This window comes from Sphingomonas trueperi (genome assembly GCF_040545665.1).
GTDB classification, from domain to species: Bacteria; Pseudomonadota; Alphaproteobacteria; order Sphingomonadales; family Sphingomonadaceae; genus Sphingomonas; species Sphingomonas trueperi_B.
The window spans coordinates 1-18,617 of the sequence record NZ_JBEPMH010000010.1; the positions used below are offsets into that span (position 1 = coordinate 1).

The window sequence follows — 18,617 nt, forward strand, 5'->3', positions numbered from 1 at the left end:
CCGGCGGGGCGGCCGGTTGATCGGGTGGCGGGGCTTTTTAACTTCTTCGCCGCCGGGGGGGGGGGGGGGGGGGGTGGGGGGGGGGGGCATGCCAGACCCGATGTTGGTCTCGGTGAGACTCTGCCCCACCCCAACCCCTCCCCTGAAGGGGAGGGGCTTTCAGAATTCGAGAGAAACATGAACCAGAATCTCACCCCCAAGACGATCGTCGCCGCGCTCGACGCGCACATCATCGGCCAGAAGGACGCCAAGAAGGCCGTGGCCGTCGCGTTGCGCAACCGCTGGCGGCGGCAGCAGCTCTCGGCCGACCTCCGCGACGAAGTGACGCCGAAGAATATCCTGATGATCGGGCCCACCGGTTGCGGCAAGACCGAGATCAGCCGCCGCCTCGCCAAGCTGGCCGACGCGCCCTTCGTGAAGGTGGAAGCGACCAAGTTCACCGAGGTCGGCTATGTCGGCCGCGACGTCGAGCAGATCGCCCGCGACCTGGTCGAAGAGGCGATCCGGCTGGAGAAGGAGCGCCGCCGCTCCGCCGTCAAGGACAAGGCCGAGGAAGCGGCGATGGGCCGCCTGCTCGACGCGCTGACCGGCAAGGATTCGAGCACCGCGACCCGCGAGGCGTTCAAGCAGCGCTTCAACGAAGGCCTGCTCGACAACACCGAGATCGAGATCGAGGTGGAGCAGGCGCCGCAGATGCCGTTCGACATCCCCGGCGGCGCGCCGCAGATGATCAACCTGTCGGAGATGATGAAGGGCCTGACCGGCACGCCGCTCAAGCGCCGCAAATTGAACGTCCGCTCCGCCTGGGAAAAGCTCGTCGAGGAAGAGGCCGACAAGCGGCTCGACCAGGACGAGGTTAGCCGCGTGGCGCTGGCGGACGCGGAGGCGAACGGGATCGTCTTCCTCGACGAGATCGACAAGATCGCGGTGTCCGACGTGCGCGGCGGTTCGGTGAGCCGCGAGGGCGTGCAGCGCGACCTGCTGCCGCTGATCGAGGGCACCACGGTCGCCACGAAATACGGCCCGATGAAGACGGACCATATCCTGTTCATCGCGTCCGGCGCCTTCCATGTCGCCAAGCCCAGCGACCTGCTGCCCGAGCTGCAGGGCCGCCTGCCGATCCGGGTAGAGCTCAAGGCGCTGACCGAGGAGGATTTCGTCGCGATCCTCTCCGACACCAAGGCGAGCCTGGTGCGGCAATACGCCGCGCTTCTCGGCACCGAGGGCGTCTCGATCGACTTCACCGAGGATGGCATCCGCGCGGTGGCGAAGATTGCTGCCGAGGTGAATGCCGAGGTGGAAAATATCGGTGCCCGTCGCCTCCAGACGGTGATGGAGAAGCTGCTCGAGGAAGTCAGCTTCGAGGCCGAGGATCGCAGCGGCAGCGCGGTGGTGATCGACGCGGCCTATGTCGACCAGCAGCTGGCCAGCGTGGCGCGGAATACCGATCTGAGCCGCTACGTGCTGTAACGCGCCTCCTAAGCCCCTCCCCTTTGGGCGCATCAGGTCGGCCATGCCCCCGGCATGGCCTGAACAGCGCGGGGCGCTGTTCACCTGATGCGGCGTTGGGGTGGGGCTGTGTCTCGCAGAGACCAACGGCGTTCTGGGATCCCTCCACCCCCAACCCCTCCTCCAAGGAGGAGGGGCTTAGGTTTGATTCAGCCCCCCTTCGCCGACGTATACGGCGTGAACTTCCCCAGCCGGCAATAGGCGCTGGGGATGCTCATTCCGGGCGTAAGCACCCGAAACTGGTCATTGCGGCAGAGCTGGCTGCCCCGCATCTCGACAATCACGGTGCTCAGCGGCGCCAGCGACGGGCATTCGGAAACCAGATCGTTGCGATACCGCCGTGCGCCCTGGCGGTAGACGAGGGTGCGCGTATCGATGATCTGCGGACCGTCGGTGAAGCCGGGGTTGATGCAGTCCTGCGGCTTGCCTGGCACCCGGTCGCCCAGCGCGCTGGCCAGCTCGCGCCGCGCCTGGGCGTCGCGCTGGGCCTGGTACTCGGCATTCTGGGCGCAACCGGCGAGCGCAAGCGCGCCGATAATCGTGGTGATGGCGAAGCGCATCGTCTCTCTCCTCGCCGCACCTACGACTCAGCCGGCAAAACTATCCTTCGCGGCGCGGCGTTCGGCGAGCATGCGCGCATCGGCGGCGCGGAGGAAGGGGTTGGTCGCGCGCTCGGCGGCGATCGTGGTCGGCACGGTCGCCTTGCCCGCAGCGCGCAGCCGCTCGACTTCGCCCATGCGCTCGCGGATCGCGGCGTTGTCGGGCTCCGCCACCAGCGCGTAGCGGCCGTTCGACAGTGTATATTCGTGCGCGCAATAGACGATGGTGTCGTCGGGCATCGCGGCGAAGCGCTGCATGGCGGCGAACATCTGCTCGGCCGTGCCTTCGAACAGCCGCCCGCAACCCATCGCGAACAGCGTGTCGCCGACGAACGCCAGCGCGTCTTCGGCGAAGTGATAGGCGATGTGGCCCGCCGTATGCGCCGGTACTTCCAGCACCGTCGCGACATGCCCGCCGATCGCGACCGTATCGCCCTCGCCGACCAGCCGATCGGCAGTGGGGATCTTCGCGGCTTCGGCCGTCGGCGCGATCACGGTGCAGCCGGTCGCCGTCTTGAGCGCCGCGTTGCCGCCGGTGTGATCGGGATGCCAATGGGTGTTCCAGATCGCCGAGAGCTGCCAGCCCCGTTCGGCCAGCGCCGCCAGCACCGGCGCCGCGTCGCCTGGATCGACCACGATCGTCTCCGCCGACACGGGATCGTGGACTAGCCAGATGTAATTGTCGGTAAAGGCGGGGACGCGGACGATCCGGAGCGCGGTCATGGCCTCACCACTCGCCAGTGTTCGGCATCGACGCCCAGGGCTCCTGCGGCGGCAGGCTGCCGTTCTGGAGCAGCTCGATCGAGATCTTGTCGGGCGTGCGGACAAAGGCCATGTGGCCGTCGCGCGGCGGGCGGTTGATCGTCACCCCGGCATCTTGCAGCCGCTGGCAGGTCTCGTAGATATCGTCGACCTGGAAGGCGAGGTGGCCGAAATTGCGGCCGCCGGTATAGTCCTCGGGATCCCAGTTGTGGGTGAGCTCCACCTCGGCGGTGCCGCGACCGGTTTCGGGATCGATGTCCGCCTCGCTGGCGAGGTAGATCAGCGTGAAGCGGCCCTTCTCGCTGGTGATGCGGTGGGTCTCCTTCAGGCCCAGCAGCTCGAAGAAGCGGATCGTCGCGTCCGGATCGGTGACGCGGATCATGGTGTGGAGGAACTTCACGGGGCACTCCCTGCATTGGCGTTTCCCGCCAGATAGGGGCGTGGGATGCCCCGTGCCACCCGCTACTTGGCCGGTGCGGCCTCGAACTGGGCAAGCGCGGCGCGCGCGGCGGTCGCCTGCGGGCTGCTCGGGGCGGCGGTGACCACCTTGTTCCATGCCGCCTTGGCGCCCGCCTCGTCCCCGCTTGCGGCGGCGATGTTGCCCGCTTCGAGCTGGACGGCCGCGTCATCCCCGGCGCGCTTCACCGCCTCGGCGATGTCCTTCTGCGCACGCGGCAGGTCGTTCATCCGCCGCGCGAGCGTCGCCGAGAGCAGCCAGGCGAGCGGATCGTCCCCGGCCTTGGCGATCGCCACGTCGATATCGGCGCGCGCGCCGACATTCTCGCCCGATGCGACGGCGGCGCGGGCGCGATCGAGATAGGCCTCGCCCAGCGCCAGCCCCTTCAGCTGCCCGCTGGCCAGCGCGGCATTGATCGCGGCGCGCGCCTTGGGCGGCTTCTTGGCGGCGAGCCAGGCATTGCCCGCCTGGGTCCAGTAGACCGCGGCGCGCGCGCCGTCCTTCGCAGTCTCCGCTTCGCCGGCGGCTTCCTCGAACGCAGCGGCGGCCGAATCCCAGCGGCCCTGGTTGCTATAGGCGACGGCGAGGCACTGGCGGGCGAACATGCCGCCCTTCTCGGCACCCCATTTCACCGCCTCGTCGATCGCCGCGCCGGGATCGCCGGTGGCGAGGTCCATGCACTTGGTGAAGCGCGGCGGCTCGCCGGCGGGCGCAGGAGCGGCGGCCTTGGCGGCGGCGGCGCGGGCGCGCTCGGCATCGCGCAGCACCGGGCCCGCCTTGGGCGCGATGGCGGCGGGAGTCTGCTGCTGCTGGGCGATCAGCAGGAGGAGGGGGAAGAGCATGCGATCAGTACGTCCTCGGTGGCGCGGAGCAGCAGGCGGATGTCGGCGTCGCGCGACAGGCGGTGGTCTCCGCCCTTGACCAAAGTCACCTGCACATCGTCTGAACGAAGCGTGTCGGCAAGCCGCAGCGCCAGCTCCCAGGGTACCTCGGCATCGCGCTGGCCCTGGAGCAGGCGAACGGGCCCGTCGAAGGCGATCGGCGCCTCCAGCACCAGGTTCGCCTCGCCGGAGGTCCAGAAGGGGAGGGTGGTGACCATCGGCTCGGGGCCATAGTCGCTCGGCTGCTCCAGCCGGCCTTCCCTGGCGAGCGTCGCCTTCTCCGCATCGGTGAAGCCCCAGCGGGTGAAATCGGGCGCGGCGGCGATGCCTACCATGCCGACCACGCGCTCGAGCCGCGCCTGCGCCACCAGCAGCATCAGCCACCCGCCCATCGACGAGCCGACCAGCACCACCGGCCCATCCACCAGAGTGTCGATCATCCGCAGCGCATCGTCGCGCCAGCTCGCCAGCGTCTGATCCTCGAAGTCGCCGGGGCTTTCGCCGCAGCCGGCATAGTCGAAGCGGAGGAACGCCTGACCGCGCGCCTGTGCCCAGGCCTCCATCGCGAGCACCTTCGATCCCTGCATGTCGGAGCGGTAACCGGGCAGAAAGACGATGGTGGGGGCGGCGCCGGGCGTGTGGTGATGGGCGAGCATGGTCATGGCCGGCGGTGTAGCCGCTCGCGCCTTTCGCCGCCAGCGACGGAACCGATCACTGCCATCGGGATTGATCGTAGGACATAGGCCCAGGCAAGGAGCACATAGGCGTCATGAGCAAAGTCGAGAAAGCCATCGCCCTGCCGGTCCGCCGGTTCGTCCCCAGCAGCCAGCTCGTCTTCGGCGCGGCGATTGCCGTATCGGGCCTGTCGGTCCTCGCCGGCAAGCTGATCGGCGCGCTCGCCTAAGCGCCCGCCGCGCCGCCGCACATGCGGCGCAGCGCCTGCCACTGCGCGGCATCGAGCGCAGGCTCGTAGCGTACGCTCGGGTCGGCGCTTGCTTGGAAGGCGCGTTCGCGCGATTTCGACAGCGGGTGCGACGAGACATAGGTCAGCAGCTTGCCCGCATTCTCCGGGGACTCGTCCTGTTGCGCCAGCCGGGCGAGCAGCGCGGCGGTGGGAAGCGGCGAAATCCTCGCAAATTGCAGGCGGCCGATCGCATAGCCGTCCGCGCCGGCCTCGGCCTTGTACGAATGGCGGGCATGGAGCAGCGCGCTGCTATAGCCGCTGACGTTGCGTTCGAACCCGCCGAACAGCAGGTCAAGCCCATAGTCGCGGATCAGCGCTTCCATCCCGTCGCGATGCGCGACATGACCGAGTTCGTGCGCGAGAACGCCGGCGATCTCGTCCGGCGATTCCGCGCTCTGGATCAGCCCGTCGAACAACACCACCTCGCCGCCCGGGAACGCCGCGGCGTTGATCATCGGCGCGTGGACGACGCGGATGGTGACGTCGTCGCCCTGGCGCAGGCGGGCGGCGAGCACCTTGAGCGCTGCCTCGCCCTGCGGATTCGAGCATGCATAGGCGCCGAGATTCGCGACGACGAGCCGGCCCATCCGCTGCTGGGTCGCCTGCGGAATGAGCCGGGCGAGCAGAGGCGGCAGCTTCAGCGTGAGGCCGAGCACGAACAGGGCGAACACGACCAGCACCGCCGCTACCCAACCCAGCCTTGCGCGCGACAGCCAGGGGCGATCGCGGCGCGGCTTGGGTAGGCGGACGGCGATCTCCGACGGCGGGAATTCGAGGAAGGTGATCCGCCATCCAGGCCGGCCCTTCAGCCCGAAGGCGCGCTCGTGATGCGAATGCCCCTCGGGCTGGAGATCGGCAAAGGCATAAGGGCCGGGGGCCGCGCCGTCGCCCTCCAGGGTGAAGTACGTCTCGTCGGCGCTCGGTACCAGCGTCGGCATTCGCCGTTGCTGGGTTCGGCCGTCATAATGCCAGACGCGCGTATCCACCGGTCGATCCCCCTTGGTCGCTACCCAATAGCGGCCAAGGGTTGACGTCAAGTAACCATCTCGTCGCGGTCAGAGCGCGCTGTTGAAGGTGTCGCACTGGCGCGGATCGCCGGTCTCGATGCCGCGCTTGAGCCAGGCCATGCGCTGCGCCGAGGTGCCGTGGGTGAAGCTGTCCGGCACCACGCTGCCCTGCGCTTCCTTCTGCAGGGTGTCGTCGCCGATCGCGTTGGCGGCGGTCATGCCTTCCTCGATGTCGCCCGGCTCCAGCCGATCGCGGTTGCGGGCGGCCCAGACGCCGGCATAGCAGTCCGCCTGCAGTTCCAGCTTCACCGACAGGCGGTTGCCCTCGGTCTTGGAGGCGCGGGCCTGGGCCTGCGAGACTTCGGTCGAGGTGCCGAGCAGGTCCTGAATGTGGTGGCCCATCTCGTGCGCGATCACATAGTCGCGGGCGAAGTCGCCCTTGGCGCCGAAGCGATTCTGCAACTCGTCGAAAAAGCTCGTGTCGATGTACACGCCGTCGTCGCTCGGGCAGTAGAAGGGGCCGACCGCCGAGGTCGCCGCGCCGCAGCCGGTGTTCGCGCCGCCCTGGAAGAACTTGATGGTGGCGGGGCGATAGTCGTTGCGGCCCATCTCCTGGAAGATCTTGCCCCAGGTATCGTCGGTGCTGCGCATCACCCGGCATGCTTCCAGCCGGCGCTCGTTCACCCGGCACACCTGTTGGCCGGACTGGCCCGCGGTGGGCGAGCGCCCGGCGCTGCCGCCGCCGCTCTGCCCCAGCATGCCGCCGCCGCCGCCCAGGCCGAACATCACCAGCGCGATGATGCCGATCAGCACGATGCCGCCGCAACCCATGCCGCGGCCGAGGAACATCGGCAGCAACCCCAGCAGCGGAAAGCCGCCGCCGCCACCGCCGCCGGAACCCAGGTCCTGCGCATTGTCGGTCGGATCCAGATCGTCGAGCCGCATCGGGCCTCCCCTTTTGTTCGATTGCCGTCACAATGCTTCAGTCGGCCGTGCGTTGCACGTGCTTCTCACGCGGTTAGCCACGCCACTAACGGCACTCGTATTGCTCCGCAGCATGCTTTGGGTCAGACCCGGTGCATGGCTGATGCTGAGTCCCGCCCGCCCCGTCGTCGCCGCCATGCCGCACCCGGGATGCCGCTGCCCGACACCGTCGCCCTCGTCTTGCAGGGAGGCGGCGCGCTCGGCAGCTTCCAGGCCGGCGTCATCGAGGAGCTTGCCGCGGCCGAGATCGAGGTCGATTGGGTGGCGGGCATCTCGATCGGCGCGGTCAACGCCGCCTTGTTCGCCGGCAACCCGCCGCAGCGGCGACTGGAGGCGATCCACGCCTTCTGGGACCAGGTGACCTCGGCGCTGCCCGAATTCCTGCCGTCGCTGAACGATCAGGCGCGCGAGTTTGCTCATGCCTGGTCGGCCGGGGCGGTCATGCTGGGCGGGGTACCCGGCTTTTTCCGCCCGCGCCCGATCCCACCGATCTTCGCCGCACCGGGCACGCCCGGCGCGCTGAGCTATTACGATACCACGCCGCTGCGCGAGACGCTGGACCGGCTGGTCGACTGGGACCTGCTCAACAACGGGCCGGTCCGGCTGTCGGTGGGCGCGGTCAACATCCAGAGCGGCAATTTCCGCTATTTCGATACGCGCGACGAACGCATCGACGCACGGCACATCATGGCCTCTGGTGCGTTGCCGCCGGGGCTGCCGCCGGTCGAGATCGACGGCTGCTGGTATTGGGACGGGGGTCTCGTCTCCAATACCCCGCTCACCCATGTCCTCGATCGGCAGGAGGCCGAGATGCTCGTCTTCCAGGTCGATCTCTTCCCCGCCGCCAACGAGCTGCCGCGGACGATGACCGACGTGCTCGGCCGCGAGAAGGAAATCCGCTATTCCAGCCGCACGCGCGCGATCTCCGACGAGCGGCTGCGGCTGCGCAACGCGCGCGAGACGGTGCGGCGCCTGCTCGAGAAGCTGCCCGACCACATCGCCGACGAACCCGAAGTGAAGGCGGTGCGCGAGCTGGTGACCGAATATCCGGTCAACATCGTCCAGCTGATCTACCGCGCCAAGCTGTGGGAAGGCGATTCGCGCGATTACGAATTCTCGACCCGCACGATGCGCGAGCATTGGGAGGCCGGCCGCATCGCGGTGGCCAAGACCATGGCGAATTCGCGCCTCATTGCGCAGAACATCCTTGACGGCGACACCGCCGCGTTCGACCTCACCTCCCGCTAAAAGATTCAAAGGAGTATGCCGATGTTCCTCAAGGGCAAGTCCGCGATCATCACCGGTTCCACCTCGGGCATTGGCCTGGCCTATGCCAAGGCGCTCGCCGCCGAGGGTGCCAATGTGCTGATCAACGGCTTCGGCGACGCCGCCGCCATCGAGAAGGAACGCGCCGCGCTGGCCGAGACCAGCGGCGGCAAGGCGCTGTACGACGCCGCCGACATGACCAAGCCGGACCAGATCGCGGCGATGGTCGCGCGCGCCGAGGCCGAATTCGGCGCGGTCGACATCGCGATCGCCAATGCCGGCATCCAGCATGTCGCGCCGATCGACGAATTCCCGATCGACAAGTGGGACGCGATCCTCGCGATCAACCTCAGCTCGACCTTCCACCTGATGCGCGCGGCGATTCCGGGCATGAAGGCGCGCAAATGGGGCCGGATCATCTCCACCGCCAGCGCGCACAGCCTGGTGGCGAGCCCCAACAAGTCCGCCTATGTCACCGCCAAGCACGGCCTGGCCGGGCTCACCAAGACGGCGGCGCTGGAAGTGGCGACGCACGGCATCACGGTGAACTGCATCTCGCCGGGCTATGTCTGGACCCCGCTGGTCGAGAACCAGATCCCCGACACGATGAAGACGCGCGGGCTGACCCGCGAGCAGGTGATCAACGACGTGCTGCTCGATGCCCAGCCGACCAAGCAGTTCGTGCTGCCCGAGCAGGTGGCGGCGCTGGTCGTGTTCCTGTGCCGCGACGAAGCCGCGCAGATCACCGGCTCGAACTATTCGATCGACGGCGGCTGGACTGCCGAATGATGCTGCGCACTTTGGTCGCCTTGGGGCTGGGCGCGGCGCTGGCCGGCTGCACCGCCTATCACGAGGCAACCTCGCCGGGGATGGACACGCGCCTTCCCTGGCGCCGGATCGCCACCGATACCGATCGCACCAAGCTGCGCAACTGGCGCACGGCGTGGAGCGAGGCGCTGCCGCTCGCGCGCGCCGCCGATGTGAAGCTGATCGAAGGCGATCCCGCGCTGTTCGATCCCGATCGGGCGCTGGAAACCGCGATGCCGCCGGCCGGCGCCTATCGCTGCCGCACCTTCAAGCTTGGCGGCGGCGGCACCGCGGTGACCGCGATCGTCAGCTATGACTGGCGGCCCTGCCCGATCACCGCGGAGGGCGACCTGCGCCACTTCCGGATCGAGGGTGGCGTGCAGCGGCCCGACGGCAATTTCTTTCCGGATGCGGTCGCCCGCGTGACCTTTCTCGGCACGCTGGAGGTGGGGGACGACAGCGCACCGCTCCGCTACGGGCTCGACAACAAGCGCGACCTGATCGGCTATGGCGAGCGGATCGGCGACAAGCGCTGGCGGCTCGTGCTGCCCTATCCGGCATTCGAATCGAAGGTCGATGTGATCGAGATCGTGCCGGCCGTTTGACAGGCGGGCAGGCAGGCGTGACACTCGGGCCCATGATCGCAAAGGGGGCCCGATGTTCACGTCTTTCCTGCTGGCCGGGGCAATGAGCCTCGGCACGTCTGCCGCTGCCGCCGATCCGGTGCGCGATGCCACGGCCAGGGCGATGCCGCAGCTGATGGCGCTGTACCGCGACCTCCACGCTCATCCCGAACTCAGCCTGCACGAGGTGCAGACCGCCGCCAAGCTCGCCGCCGCCGCGCGCGAGGCGGGCTATGAGGTGACCGAGAAGGTCGGCGGTACCGGCGTGGTCGCGGTGCTGCGCAACGGCGCGGGGCCGGTGGTGCTGATCCGCGCCGACATGGACGGGCTGCCGGTCGTCGAGAATACCGGACTGCCCTTCGCCTCCAAGGTCCGCGCGACGACGGACGAGGGGATCGAGAGCGGCGTGATGCACGCCTGCGGGCACGACACGCACATGGCGAGCTGGGTCGGTACGCTGCGCAACCTCGTGGCGATGAAGGATCGCTGGCACGGCACCGTGGTGATGATCGCCCAGCCCGCCGAAGAGCGCGGGCGCGGGGCCAAGGCGATGCTCGATGACGGGCTGTTCACCCGCTTCCCCAAGCCCGGCTATGCGATCGCCTTCCACGACAGCGCCAGCCTGCCCGCCGGGCAGATCGGCGTTACGCCGGGCTATGCGCTGGCCAATGTCGATTCGGTCGACATCGTGGTGAAGGGAGTGGGCGGGCACGGCGCCTATCCGCACACGACGCGCGACCCGATCGTGCTCGCCGCGCGGATCGTCACGACGCTGCAGACGCTGGTCAGCCGCGAGATGGACCCGCAGCAGCCCGCGGTGGTGACGGTGGGTGCGATCCATGGCGGATCGAAGCACAACATCATCGGCAACGACGTGACGATGCTGCTCACCGTGCGCAGCTTCACACCCGAATCGCGCCAGCAGCTGCTCGGCGGCATCGCGCGCATCGCCAAGGGCGAGGCGATCGCGGCCGGCGTGCCCGAGGACCGGATGCCGGTGGTGTCGGTGAAGGACGAATATACCCCGGCGACCTTCAACACCCAGCCGCTCGCCGGGCGGCTGCAGGGGCTGTTCGCCGCGCGCTTCGGGAAGGAGCGGGTGGTGGAGACCAAGGCGGTGATGGGCGGCGAGGATTTCAGCCGCTACTGGCTCGCCGACAAGAGCATCCAGAGCACGATCTTCTGGGTGGGCGGCGTGCCCCAGGCAAAGTGGGAAGCCGCGCAGGGCGGCAAGGCGATGCTGCCCTCGCTCCACAGCGCCGAATGGGCGCCCGATGCCGAGGCGGTGGTCAGCACCGCAACCGAGGCGCTGACCGCGGCGGCGCTGGATATTTTGAAGCGGTAGCGGCGCCCTCGATCCTCCCCCGCCAGGGGGAGGTGGCGCCGAAGGCGACGGAGGGGGAGGACTCATGCCGGTCGAGAGGGTCTGGCATCCTCCCCCTCCGAGCCGCTACGCGGCCCAACCTCCCCCTGGCGGGGGAGGACTATCTAGCGCTCAAAGTTTGCCGAACACCGCCTCGTAGCCCGCCGTATCGCCGGCGGCGAGGAAGCGGGCTTGGTCAGTCCAGCGGTCGCGGGTCATGCGGCCCTGGAAGCTGCCGAGCTGCGCATCGAGCGTCCTGGCGCTGGCCTCGTCGAGCGCGGCGAGCTGGGCGAAGCGGGTGATGCCGAGTTCGTTGAGCCGTGCCGCCAGCTTGGGGCCGACGCCCTTCAGCCGGGTGAGATCGTCGCCGCCCGCAGCGGGCGTGGCGGTTTCGACGGGCGCCGGCTCGGCATTGGTGTCCGCAGCAAGCGCCGCCGACGGGGCGGCGACCGGCGCTGTGGCCGCGATCGGCTCGTCGGCAAGGGGGCCGGGCTCGGGCGTGGGGGCCGGCGCTTCGGGCGCGCTCGGGATCTCCGATGCCGGTTCGATCGGCTTGGCCGGATCGACGACCTCGAGCTCGCCGCGCTGGTCCAGCTCCTCGCGCGCCTTGCGGCGGCGGATCGCCAGGCGGGCACCCCAGACCAGGATGAACACCGCCAGCGCCGCGCCGAGCGCGATGAGGACGAAGGAGGTGGTCAGCCATCCGGTCTCGGCGGTCGCGGCGACCGCGCCATAGCCCTGGGAAACCTGATCGTTCATGCGTGCCGCTCCAAGGTTCGCTTGCCTTGCCCCACCCTTAGCGCGCGGTGCGGCCGCGTCCACCCATCTGCGCGGCGGTACGGGAGGGGCAGGGGGTCAGCGGATCCGGGGCTCGGGCGCTCCTCGGGCGCGTAGGCGCAGCGCGAGGCCGTAGATGATGATCGCCACCCCGGCGAACAGGAACCACTGGACCGCATAGGCGAGGTGGTTGTTGGGCACGCTCGCGATGTCGGGCGGCGCGCTGGGCTGGAGCCCCGGCGCGCCCTGGTCGGAAACCAGCATCAGCGGCTGCGGCGCGGAATCGAAGATGCCGGCGATCAGCGGACGGTGATCGGGTGCGCGGGTAAGCGTGCCGCTGACGATCCCGCCGGGCCAGTGCGGTCGGAACATCGGGTCGCGGGTCACCCCCATGTCGACCAGCAGCGTCGCGTCGGCATGGGTGCGGCAGGTGGCGATCTGCCGCCAGCCCTGCAGGCCCTGCACCCCGCGACCGCCCTGGCGCGCCCAGCCGGTCACCGCCTGGCACGCCGAGCGGGCATGGCGGAAGAGCAGCGAGGCATCGGCCGCGCCGCTCTCGATCGTGATCGTCGGCTGCAGCGTGTTGGCCGCGAATATCGCGAGCGCCGCCTCCTTCTGCGTCTTCCGGTCGAGCTGCCAGAAACCGAGCGCGATCATCGCTGCCACCGCGAGGCCGACGAGCAGGGTGGGGACCAGGGGCACGCGGCGCATCTCAGTCCCCGGCGATCCGGCCCTCATGGGCCCGGTTGCGATATTCCAGCGCGAGCAGCAGTCCCTTGGCCACCCGCAGCGATCCCACCACCATCGCCAGCGTGACCGGCGGCCAGAGCAGCAGATGGACCCAGAAGGGCGGGGAGAGGCTGAACTCCAGCCATAGCGCCAGAATCGTCACCAGCGCGCCGATGCCGAGGGTGAGGAACACGACCGGCCCGTCGCCGACGTTGAACTTGGTGAAGTCCAGCCCGCAGGCCGAACAGCGCTCGGCAAAGGCGGTGAAGCTGCGGAACAGCGTCTTGGCGCCGCAGCGCGGGCAGCAGCCCTGGAGACCGGATGCGATCGGGGGCGGCAACGCAGCGCTGCCGCCCCCTTTGGGATCAGGTTTCGGATTGACCACGTCAGCCGGCGTGGACCGGCGCGCCCCAACCGCCCCAGACATAGATCGACGCGAACAGGAACAGCCAGACGACGTCGACGAAGTGCCAGTACCAGGCCGCCGCCTCGAAGCCGAAATGCTGGCGCGGGGTGAAGTCGCCGCGATAGGCGCGCACCAGGTTCACGATCAGGAAGATCGTGCCGACGATCACGTGGAAGCCGTGGAAACCCGTCGCCATGAAGAAGGCGCCGCCATAGCTCGAGCCGCCTTCGCTCGCCGCCTTGAAAGGGAAGGGCGCCTCCATATACTCATACGCCTGCAGGCAGCTGAAGATCGCGCCCAGGATCACGGTGAGCCACAGGCCCTTCTTCACCGTGTCGTTTTCGCCCACGCCGATCAGGCCCCAGATCCCGCGCAGCTCGCCGCCGCGCTCGTTGTGGATCAGGCCGTGATGCGCCCAGGTGACGGTGCAGCCCGAGCAGAGCAGGATCAGCGTGTTGAGCAGCGGGAACTGCCAGGCGTCGAGCACTTCCATGCCCTTGGGCGGCCAGGTGCCGCCGACCGCCTCGACCGTGGAGGGGAAGAGCGAGAAGTCGAACCAGGCCCAGAACCAGCCGACGAAGAACATCACTTCGGAAGCGATGAACAGGATCATGCCGTAGCGCAGATGGAGCTGGACGATCGGCGTGTGATCGCCGGCATGCGCCTCCTGGATCACCTTGCCCCACCAGCCGAACATGGTGAGCAGCACCAGCGCGAAGCCGGTGGTGAGCACCAGCGTGCCGTTGGCATATTTGTGCATCCACATCACGGCGCCCGAGGCGAGGATCACGGCCCCGATGGATCCCAGCAGCGGCCAGATGCTCGGCGGCAGGATATGATACTGGTGGTTCTTTGCTCCAGCCATGGGCGTATCCCAATCCTCTCTCTATTTTGCGCGATGCTAGCTTGGTGTCTTCGGCGAATCCACTGGATAAAATGTATAGGACAAGGTGATCTCCTCGACGTCGCGCGCGTCGGGATCGTTCAGAATTTTCGGGTCGACGAAGAAGATCACCGGCATACGGACGGTCTCGCCCGGCTGCAGCGTCTGCTGGGTGAAGCAGAAGCACTGGATCTTGGTGAAATATTTGCCGACCTGCGCGGGCGTGACGTTGAACGTCGCGGTGCCGGTGATCGGGCGGCTGGAGGTGTTGGTGGCGGTGAAGAACGCCATGTCGCGGCCGCCGATGTCGATCGTGTCCGCGCGGCGCTCGGGCGCGAACTTCCAGGGCAGCTTGGGGCTGACATTGCTGTCGAACGCCACCGTGATCTTCTGGCCGGTCGCGCCCGGCGCGCGCAGCCCGCGCTGGGTGGTGCCGTTGAGCCCGGTCGCCTCGCAGAAGATGCGGTAGAGCGGCACCGCGGCAAAGCCGAGCCCGGTCATGCCGCACACCAGCACGGCACCCATCAGGCCGACGCGCAGGTTGCGGCTGATCCTCATCCGCTATGGCCGAGCTGCATCTTCACGATCGAAATCGCGAACACCAGCACGACGAACCCGCCGAGCAGCAGCGCCATCACCCGGGCGCGCGATCGCTGGCGCGCGCGGATCAGTTCCAGTTCCGATGCGGGCATCCGTATCACATCCTCTCCGCGGGAATCGTTCATCCGATCCACCTGTCGATCACGAGCGCACCGAATAGCACGAACAGATACAATATCGAGAATTTGAACAGCCGCTTTTCCGGGATCATACGGTCCTCGGGTTCGGTGCGGCGGGTGGCGACCTGGATCGCCATGGCGAGGAAGATGCCGGACATCGCCGCGGCGGTGAGGCCGTAGACCATGCCGCTCAGCCCCAGCGGCCAGGGCGCGGCGGCGGCGGCGATCATCGGCAGCGTGTACAGCCCGATCTGGATGCGCGTGGTTCGCTCGCCCGCGACGACCGGGAGCATCGGCACGCCGGCATTGGCGTAATCGGTCTTCACGAACAGCGCGAGCGCCCAGAAATGCGGCGGTGTCCACAGGAAGATCAGCGCGAACAGCAGCAGCGGCAGCGTCGCGACATTGCCCGTGGCTGCCGCCCAGCCGATCAGCGGGGGAAAGGCCCCGGCCGCGCCGCCGATCACGATGTTCTGCGGCGTCCGGCGCTTGAGCCAGATCGTGTAGACGAACACGTAGAACAGGATCGAGACCGCCAGGATCAGCGTCGCGACGAGATTGATCGCGACATACATCAGCACGAGGCTGAACACCGCCAGCCCCACGCCGAAATGCAGCGCCGACTGCCGGTCCATCCGGCCGGCGGGCAGCGGGCGGCCCTGGGTGCGCTTCATCTTGGCGTCGAGATCGGACTCATACCATTGGTTGAGCGCGCCCGCCGCGCCCGCACCCAGCGCGATGCACAGGATCGCGGTGAAGCCGAGCACCGGGTGGATCGGCACCGGGGCGGCGAGCATGCCGCACAGCCCGGTGAAGACGACCAGCGTCATCACCCGGGGCTTGGTGAGGGCAAGGAAATCGCGCCAATCGGCGGGCATGGCGGGATTGGCGTTGGTCACGGACATCATCGTTCCCGATATACGGCGCAGCCCGCGCGGGCGAAAGAGGTCAGCCGAGTCGCTTGGCGTTAGCCCGCACCTTGCGGCGATAATGTCGCAGAGTCTTGCTCGCTTGCGCCTCGGGCGTGCTGCCCAGCCGGCCGGTAGCGGCGGCGACCTGGAGCTCCCAGGCGGCCTGCATCTTCTCCGCCACCATGCGCTGCGCCTCGGCCGTGGCGCCGGGGCCGCCGGCGGCGAGCTTTGTCAGCCGCATCCCGATCACGGTCGAGGCTTCGATGCCCAGCATCCAGCTGTCGAGGCCGATCTTCATCCAGTCGGCATAGGGGCTGCGCATCGACGTCTCCAAAAATACGACCGGACCAACGAGAGAACGCGCGAGCGACGCGTCCGGGGGCGTCGCGCAGGATAGCGGAGAGAAGTTACCGAATCCGCTGATGCGCCCATCGCGGCGGCGAGACCAGCCTATTCGGCGCGATCCACCGGCTGCGGTGGGTGATGCTATTGCAACTGATTATTAGTACGCCTATGCGCCCACCAAAATCAGAACATCTGCATCGGGGCGCATCCATGAATCTATCCTCCCTACGCCGGCACGGCATCCTGTTGGCCGCGCTGGCCAGCGGCGTCGCCATGCCCGCGGCGGCGCAGGCGCTGCAGGAGGACGATATCGTCGTCACCGGACGCTCCGCCAATGCGAGCATCCTCGGCGCCGACGTGCCCGCCTTCACCTATCCGCAATCGGTTCGGGTGCTCGATCGCGAGCTGATCGACGTGGTGAACCCCACGCGACTCGGCGACCTGTTCGATCTGGCGGGCGGCATCGCGCGGCAGAATGATTTCGGCGGGCTGTGGGACAAGGTGTCGATCCGCGGCTTTGCCGGCGACGAGAATGCCGGGCCGGACATCCGGATCAACCGCTTCAGCAGCAATTTCGGCTTCAACGCACCGATCGACGCGGCGACGATCGAGCGCGTCGAGGTGCTCAAGGGCGCCACCGCGGCGCTGTCGGGTATCGGTGAGCCGGGCGGGGCGATCAACATCGTCACCAAGGCGCCGCTCGATCGCTTCCAGGCCAGCGCCGATCTGAGCGCGGGCAGCTGGAACAGCTGGCGGACGAGCGCCGACGTGACGGGGCCGCTCGCCCAGGGGCTCTCCGCCCGGCTGATCGGCGTGGCGGAGGGGCATGACAGCTTCCGCGACCATGTCGACGGCTCGCGCCGGCTGATCGCGCCGTCGCTCGCCTGGGTGCCGGCGGAGGGGCTGCGGCTGCTCTATCAGGCGGAATACATGCGCAATACCAGCGTGCTGGATCGCGGCATCGTCGCGGTGGGCGGCAATGCGCGGGCGATGGATCGGCGCGCCTTCCTCGGCGAGCCCGGCGATGGCCATATCGTGCAGAACGGGTTCTGGCAGCAGGGCAGCCTGTTCGCCGATCTCTCCAGGGACGTCCGGCTCGAGCTCGGCGCCAGCCAGCGCGACGGATCGCTGCGCGGTTTCGGAACGATGGTCGATTTCGGCCCGCGCGGGCTGCAGCCGGACGGGCGCACCGCCGGGCGCGACCGCCGCTATCACGACTTCGCCTGGAACGATCTGTCGCTGCGCGCCGAGCTGGCCGCCAAGGCCACGCTGTTCGGCATGACGCATGATCTGCGAGTCGGTGCCGACCGCGTCCGCTACCACATGGACTTCGTGCTCGACCGCGCGCGCGGCACGCCGACCCGGCCGCTGCTGCCGATCGACCTGTTCGATCCGGTCTATACCACCACCGCGCTGCCGGTGCCGCCGCCCTTTGCCAGCCGCGACAGCCGGTTCCGCAGCGAGAGCGCCTATGCGCAGGACCTGATCGGGGCGGGGCCGTTCACGCTGCTGCTCGGCGCGCGGTGGAACAGCTTCCGCGAGACGGTGATCAACCGGCTGACCAACCGCCGCTTCGAGACGGTCGACAAGGGCGTGACGCCGCGTGCCGCGCTGACCTGGCGGGCTAGCAAGGCGATCGCGCTTTACGCCAGCTGGGGCGAATCGCTGCGGCTCAACCCGTCGGACGGGACGACCAGCTTCGACGGCGAGCGCAGCCAGTCGATCGAGGGCGGCGTGAAGTTCGCGCTGTTCGGGCAGCGGCTGACCGGCCAGGCGGCGCTGTTCGACATGATCAAGCGGAACGTGCTCAATCCCAATGCGGTCGACCCGTTCGTGCGAACGCAGATCGGGCGGCAGCGCTCGCGCGGGGGCGAGCTGGAGCTCAACTGGAAGGCGGCGAACGGCCTGCTCGTCACCGGCACCTATACCCATCTCGATGCCAAGGTCCGCAACGATGCCAATGCCGCGCTGATCGGCACCTCGCTGAGCAACGTGCCGAGCGACATGGGCAGCCTGTTCGTGCAGAAGACGCTCGGCCCGGTGGCGCTGGGCGGCGGGGTGACGCATGTCGGTGCGCGGGCGGGCGATCCGTTCGGGACCAGCTATCGGCTGCCGGCCTATACGATCGCCCGCGCCAATCTGAGCGTGGCGGTGAACGACCATTTCACCCTGCGGGCGGACGTCGATAACCTGTTCGATGCCTATTACATCGCCAGTTCCTACGCCAATGTGTGGACCACGCCCGGCACGCCGCGCAGCTTCCGCGTGACGGCGTCGACGCGGTTCTAGCGCGCCCCGCGCTGACCCCGTAGCGAGGACCGAGGATGGCAAGCGTGTTCCAGTTTCAGCCCGCGTGGAAGGAACGGCTGGTAGTGACCGGTCCCGGCGGCGCGTTCGAGCTCGATCTGCCGATGGGCGTCTTGTCGGCCAATCTGCCGAGTGCGGCCGCGTGGGCGGAAACGGCACCGGACTGGGCGCGGGCGCTCTGGCCGGCGCTCCACGCGGAGCTCACCCAATGGTGCCTCGACCATCATGCCGATCTGTATGTGAGCCATTCGCACGGGGTGCGCTGGTTGTGACGGCAGCGCCGCGACGACTGGGATAGACGACGGCGGCATAGAAAAA

Annotated in this window: 23 protein-coding genes; 8 read left to right on the plus strand and 15 right to left on the minus strand. The window is 68.5% G+C overall.

The features are described from left to right. The first annotated feature begins 177 nt into the window (after positions 1-177). Entirely contained in the window at positions 178-1,470 is a 1,293-nt protein-coding gene (hslU, locus tag ABIC65_RS21515; RefSeq protein ID WP_294333067.1) for an ATP-dependent protease ATPase subunit HslU, read from the plus strand. 188 nt (positions 1,471-1,658) lie between these two features. On the opposite strand, the gene ABIC65_RS21520 is transcribed toward hslU, so the two are convergent. The 5 genes from ABIC65_RS21520 to ABIC65_RS21540 form a co-directional block, all read right to left on the minus strand. Then, complete coding sequence (locus tag ABIC65_RS21520) at positions 1,659-2,069, minus strand: DUF6491 family protein (RefSeq protein WP_354311512.1); 411 nt, start codon at positions 2,067-2,069, stop codon at positions 1,659-1,661. Positions 2,070-2,096: 27 nt separating this feature from the next. Next, entirely contained in the window at positions 2,097-2,831 is a 735-nt protein-coding gene (gene gloB / locus ABIC65_RS21525) for a hydroxyacylglutathione hydrolase (RefSeq protein WP_354311514.1), read from the minus strand. A 4-nt stretch (positions 2,832-2,835) separates the two neighbouring features. Then, complete coding sequence (locus tag ABIC65_RS21530) at positions 2,836-3,270, minus strand: VOC family protein (RefSeq protein WP_354311515.1); 435 nt, start codon at positions 3,268-3,270, stop codon at positions 2,836-2,838. Positions 3,271-3,332: 62 nt separating this feature from the next. Further along, on the minus strand, positions 3,333-4,169 hold the full coding sequence (locus ABIC65_RS21535) for a tetratricopeptide repeat protein (protein WP_354311517.1): 837 nt from the start codon (positions 4,167-4,169) through the stop codon (positions 3,333-3,335). Further along, positions 4,145-4,870, minus strand: coding sequence for an alpha/beta hydrolase (locus tag ABIC65_RS21540; RefSeq protein WP_354311518.1), 726 nt, complete (start codon positions 4,868-4,870; stop codon positions 4,145-4,147). The genes ABIC65_RS21535 and ABIC65_RS21540 overlap by 25 nt, the downstream gene beginning before the upstream one ends. A gap of 107 nt (positions 4,871-4,977) precedes the next feature. Here ABIC65_RS21540 and ABIC65_RS21545 point away from each other — a divergent pair, with 107 nt between their 5' ends. Next, a complete protein-coding gene (locus ABIC65_RS21545; RefSeq protein ID WP_294253107.1) occupies positions 4,978-5,112 on the plus strand; it encodes a hypothetical protein in 135 nt (44 codons plus the stop codon). Here ABIC65_RS21545 and ABIC65_RS21550 read toward each other — a convergent pair. After that, positions 5,109-6,209 (minus strand): M48 family metallopeptidase, encoded by a 1,101-nt coding sequence (locus tag ABIC65_RS21550; RefSeq protein ID WP_354311520.1) that lies wholly within the window; start codon positions 6,207-6,209, stop codon positions 5,109-5,111. The genes ABIC65_RS21545 and ABIC65_RS21550 overlap by 4 nt on opposite strands. A gap of 18 nt (positions 6,210-6,227) precedes the next feature. After that, positions 6,228-7,124: a KPN_02809 family neutral zinc metallopeptidase gene (gene ypfJ, locus ABIC65_RS21555; RefSeq protein ID WP_354311522.1), complete on the minus strand. Its 897-nt coding sequence runs from the start codon at positions 7,122-7,124 to the stop codon at positions 6,228-6,230. Between the two features lie 135 nt (positions 7,125-7,259). Between ypfJ and ABIC65_RS21560 the strand changes: the two genes are divergently transcribed. From ABIC65_RS21560 to ABIC65_RS21575, 4 genes are read left to right on the plus strand one after another with little or no spacing between them, the layout of a single operon-like run. After that, positions 7,260-8,411: a patatin-like phospholipase family protein gene (locus ABIC65_RS21560; RefSeq protein WP_354311524.1), complete on the plus strand. Its 1,152-nt coding sequence runs from the start codon at positions 7,260-7,262 to the stop codon at positions 8,409-8,411. A gap of 21 nt (positions 8,412-8,432) precedes the next feature. Then, positions 8,433-9,218 carry a 3-hydroxybutyrate dehydrogenase gene (locus tag ABIC65_RS21565; protein WP_354311526.1) on the plus strand — a complete coding sequence of 262 codons (786 nt, stop codon included), beginning with the start codon at positions 8,433-8,435 and terminating at the stop codon, positions 9,216-9,218. Continuing rightward, a complete protein-coding gene (locus tag ABIC65_RS21570) occupies positions 9,215-9,841 on the plus strand; it encodes a DUF4893 domain-containing protein (RefSeq protein ID WP_354311528.1) in 627 nt (208 codons plus the stop codon). The genes ABIC65_RS21565 and ABIC65_RS21570 overlap by 4 nt, the downstream gene beginning before the upstream one ends. A 52-nt stretch (positions 9,842-9,893) precedes the next feature. Then, positions 9,894-11,204, plus strand: a complete 1,311-nt coding sequence (locus ABIC65_RS21575) for an amidohydrolase (protein ID WP_354311530.1) — start codon at positions 9,894-9,896, stop codon at positions 11,202-11,204. 150 nt (positions 11,205-11,354) lie between these two features. Here ABIC65_RS21575 and ABIC65_RS21580 read toward each other — a convergent pair whose 3' ends face one another. The 8 genes from ABIC65_RS21580 to ABIC65_RS21615 all read right to left on the minus strand — a co-directional run bounded on the left by ABIC65_RS21580 (position 11,355) and on the right by ABIC65_RS21615 (position 15,969). Continuing rightward, a complete protein-coding gene (locus tag ABIC65_RS21580) occupies positions 11,355-11,981 on the minus strand; it encodes a hypothetical protein (RefSeq protein ID WP_354311531.1) in 627 nt (208 codons plus the stop codon). Positions 11,982-12,077: 96 nt separating this feature from the next. Continuing rightward, a complete protein-coding gene (locus tag ABIC65_RS21585) occupies positions 12,078-12,710 on the minus strand; it encodes an SURF1 family protein (RefSeq protein WP_354311533.1) in 633 nt (210 codons plus the stop codon). 1 nt (position 12,711) lies between these two features. Beyond that, on the minus strand, positions 12,712-13,113 hold the full coding sequence (locus tag ABIC65_RS21590) for a DUF983 domain-containing protein (protein ID WP_354311535.1): 402 nt from the start codon (positions 13,111-13,113) through the stop codon (positions 12,712-12,714). 1 nt (position 13,114) lies between these two features. Beyond that, the gene (locus tag ABIC65_RS21595; RefSeq protein ID WP_354311536.1) at positions 13,115-13,999 is read right to left on the minus strand and encodes a cytochrome c oxidase subunit 3; all 885 of its coding nucleotides are present in this window, start codon (positions 13,997-13,999) and stop codon (positions 13,115-13,117) included. A 36-nt stretch (positions 14,000-14,035) separates the two neighbouring features. Beyond that, positions 14,036-14,575, minus strand: a complete 540-nt coding sequence (locus ABIC65_RS21600; protein WP_354311538.1) for a cytochrome c oxidase assembly protein — start codon at positions 14,573-14,575, stop codon at positions 14,036-14,038. Further along, positions 14,572-14,709, minus strand: coding sequence for a hypothetical protein (locus ABIC65_RS21605; protein ID WP_354311540.1), 138 nt, complete (start codon positions 14,707-14,709; stop codon positions 14,572-14,574). Before ABIC65_RS21605 ends, ABIC65_RS21600 begins: the two co-directional genes overlap by 4 nt. A gap of 29 nt (positions 14,710-14,738) precedes the next feature. Further along, positions 14,739-15,644 (minus strand): heme o synthase, encoded by a 906-nt coding sequence (locus tag ABIC65_RS21610; RefSeq protein ID WP_354311542.1) that lies wholly within the window; start codon positions 15,642-15,644, stop codon positions 14,739-14,741. Positions 15,645-15,684: 40 nt separating this feature from the next. Beyond that, the gene (locus ABIC65_RS21615; protein ID WP_121072049.1) at positions 15,685-15,969 is read right to left on the minus strand and encodes a hypothetical protein; all 285 of its coding nucleotides are present in this window, start codon (positions 15,967-15,969) and stop codon (positions 15,685-15,687) included. 233 nt (positions 15,970-16,202) lie between these two features. Between ABIC65_RS21615 and ABIC65_RS21620 the strand changes: the two genes are divergently transcribed. Together ABIC65_RS21620 and ABIC65_RS21625 are read left to right on the plus strand one after the other, a co-directional pair. After that, the gene (locus ABIC65_RS21620) at positions 16,203-18,281 is read left to right on the plus strand and encodes a TonB-dependent siderophore receptor (protein WP_354311544.1); all 2,079 of its coding nucleotides are present in this window, start codon (positions 16,203-16,205) and stop codon (positions 18,279-18,281) included. 35 nt (positions 18,282-18,316) lie between these two features. After that, entirely contained in the window at positions 18,317-18,571 is a 255-nt protein-coding gene (locus ABIC65_RS21625; protein WP_354311546.1) for a hypothetical protein, read from the plus strand. Positions 18,572-18,617: the final 46 nt, after the last annotated feature.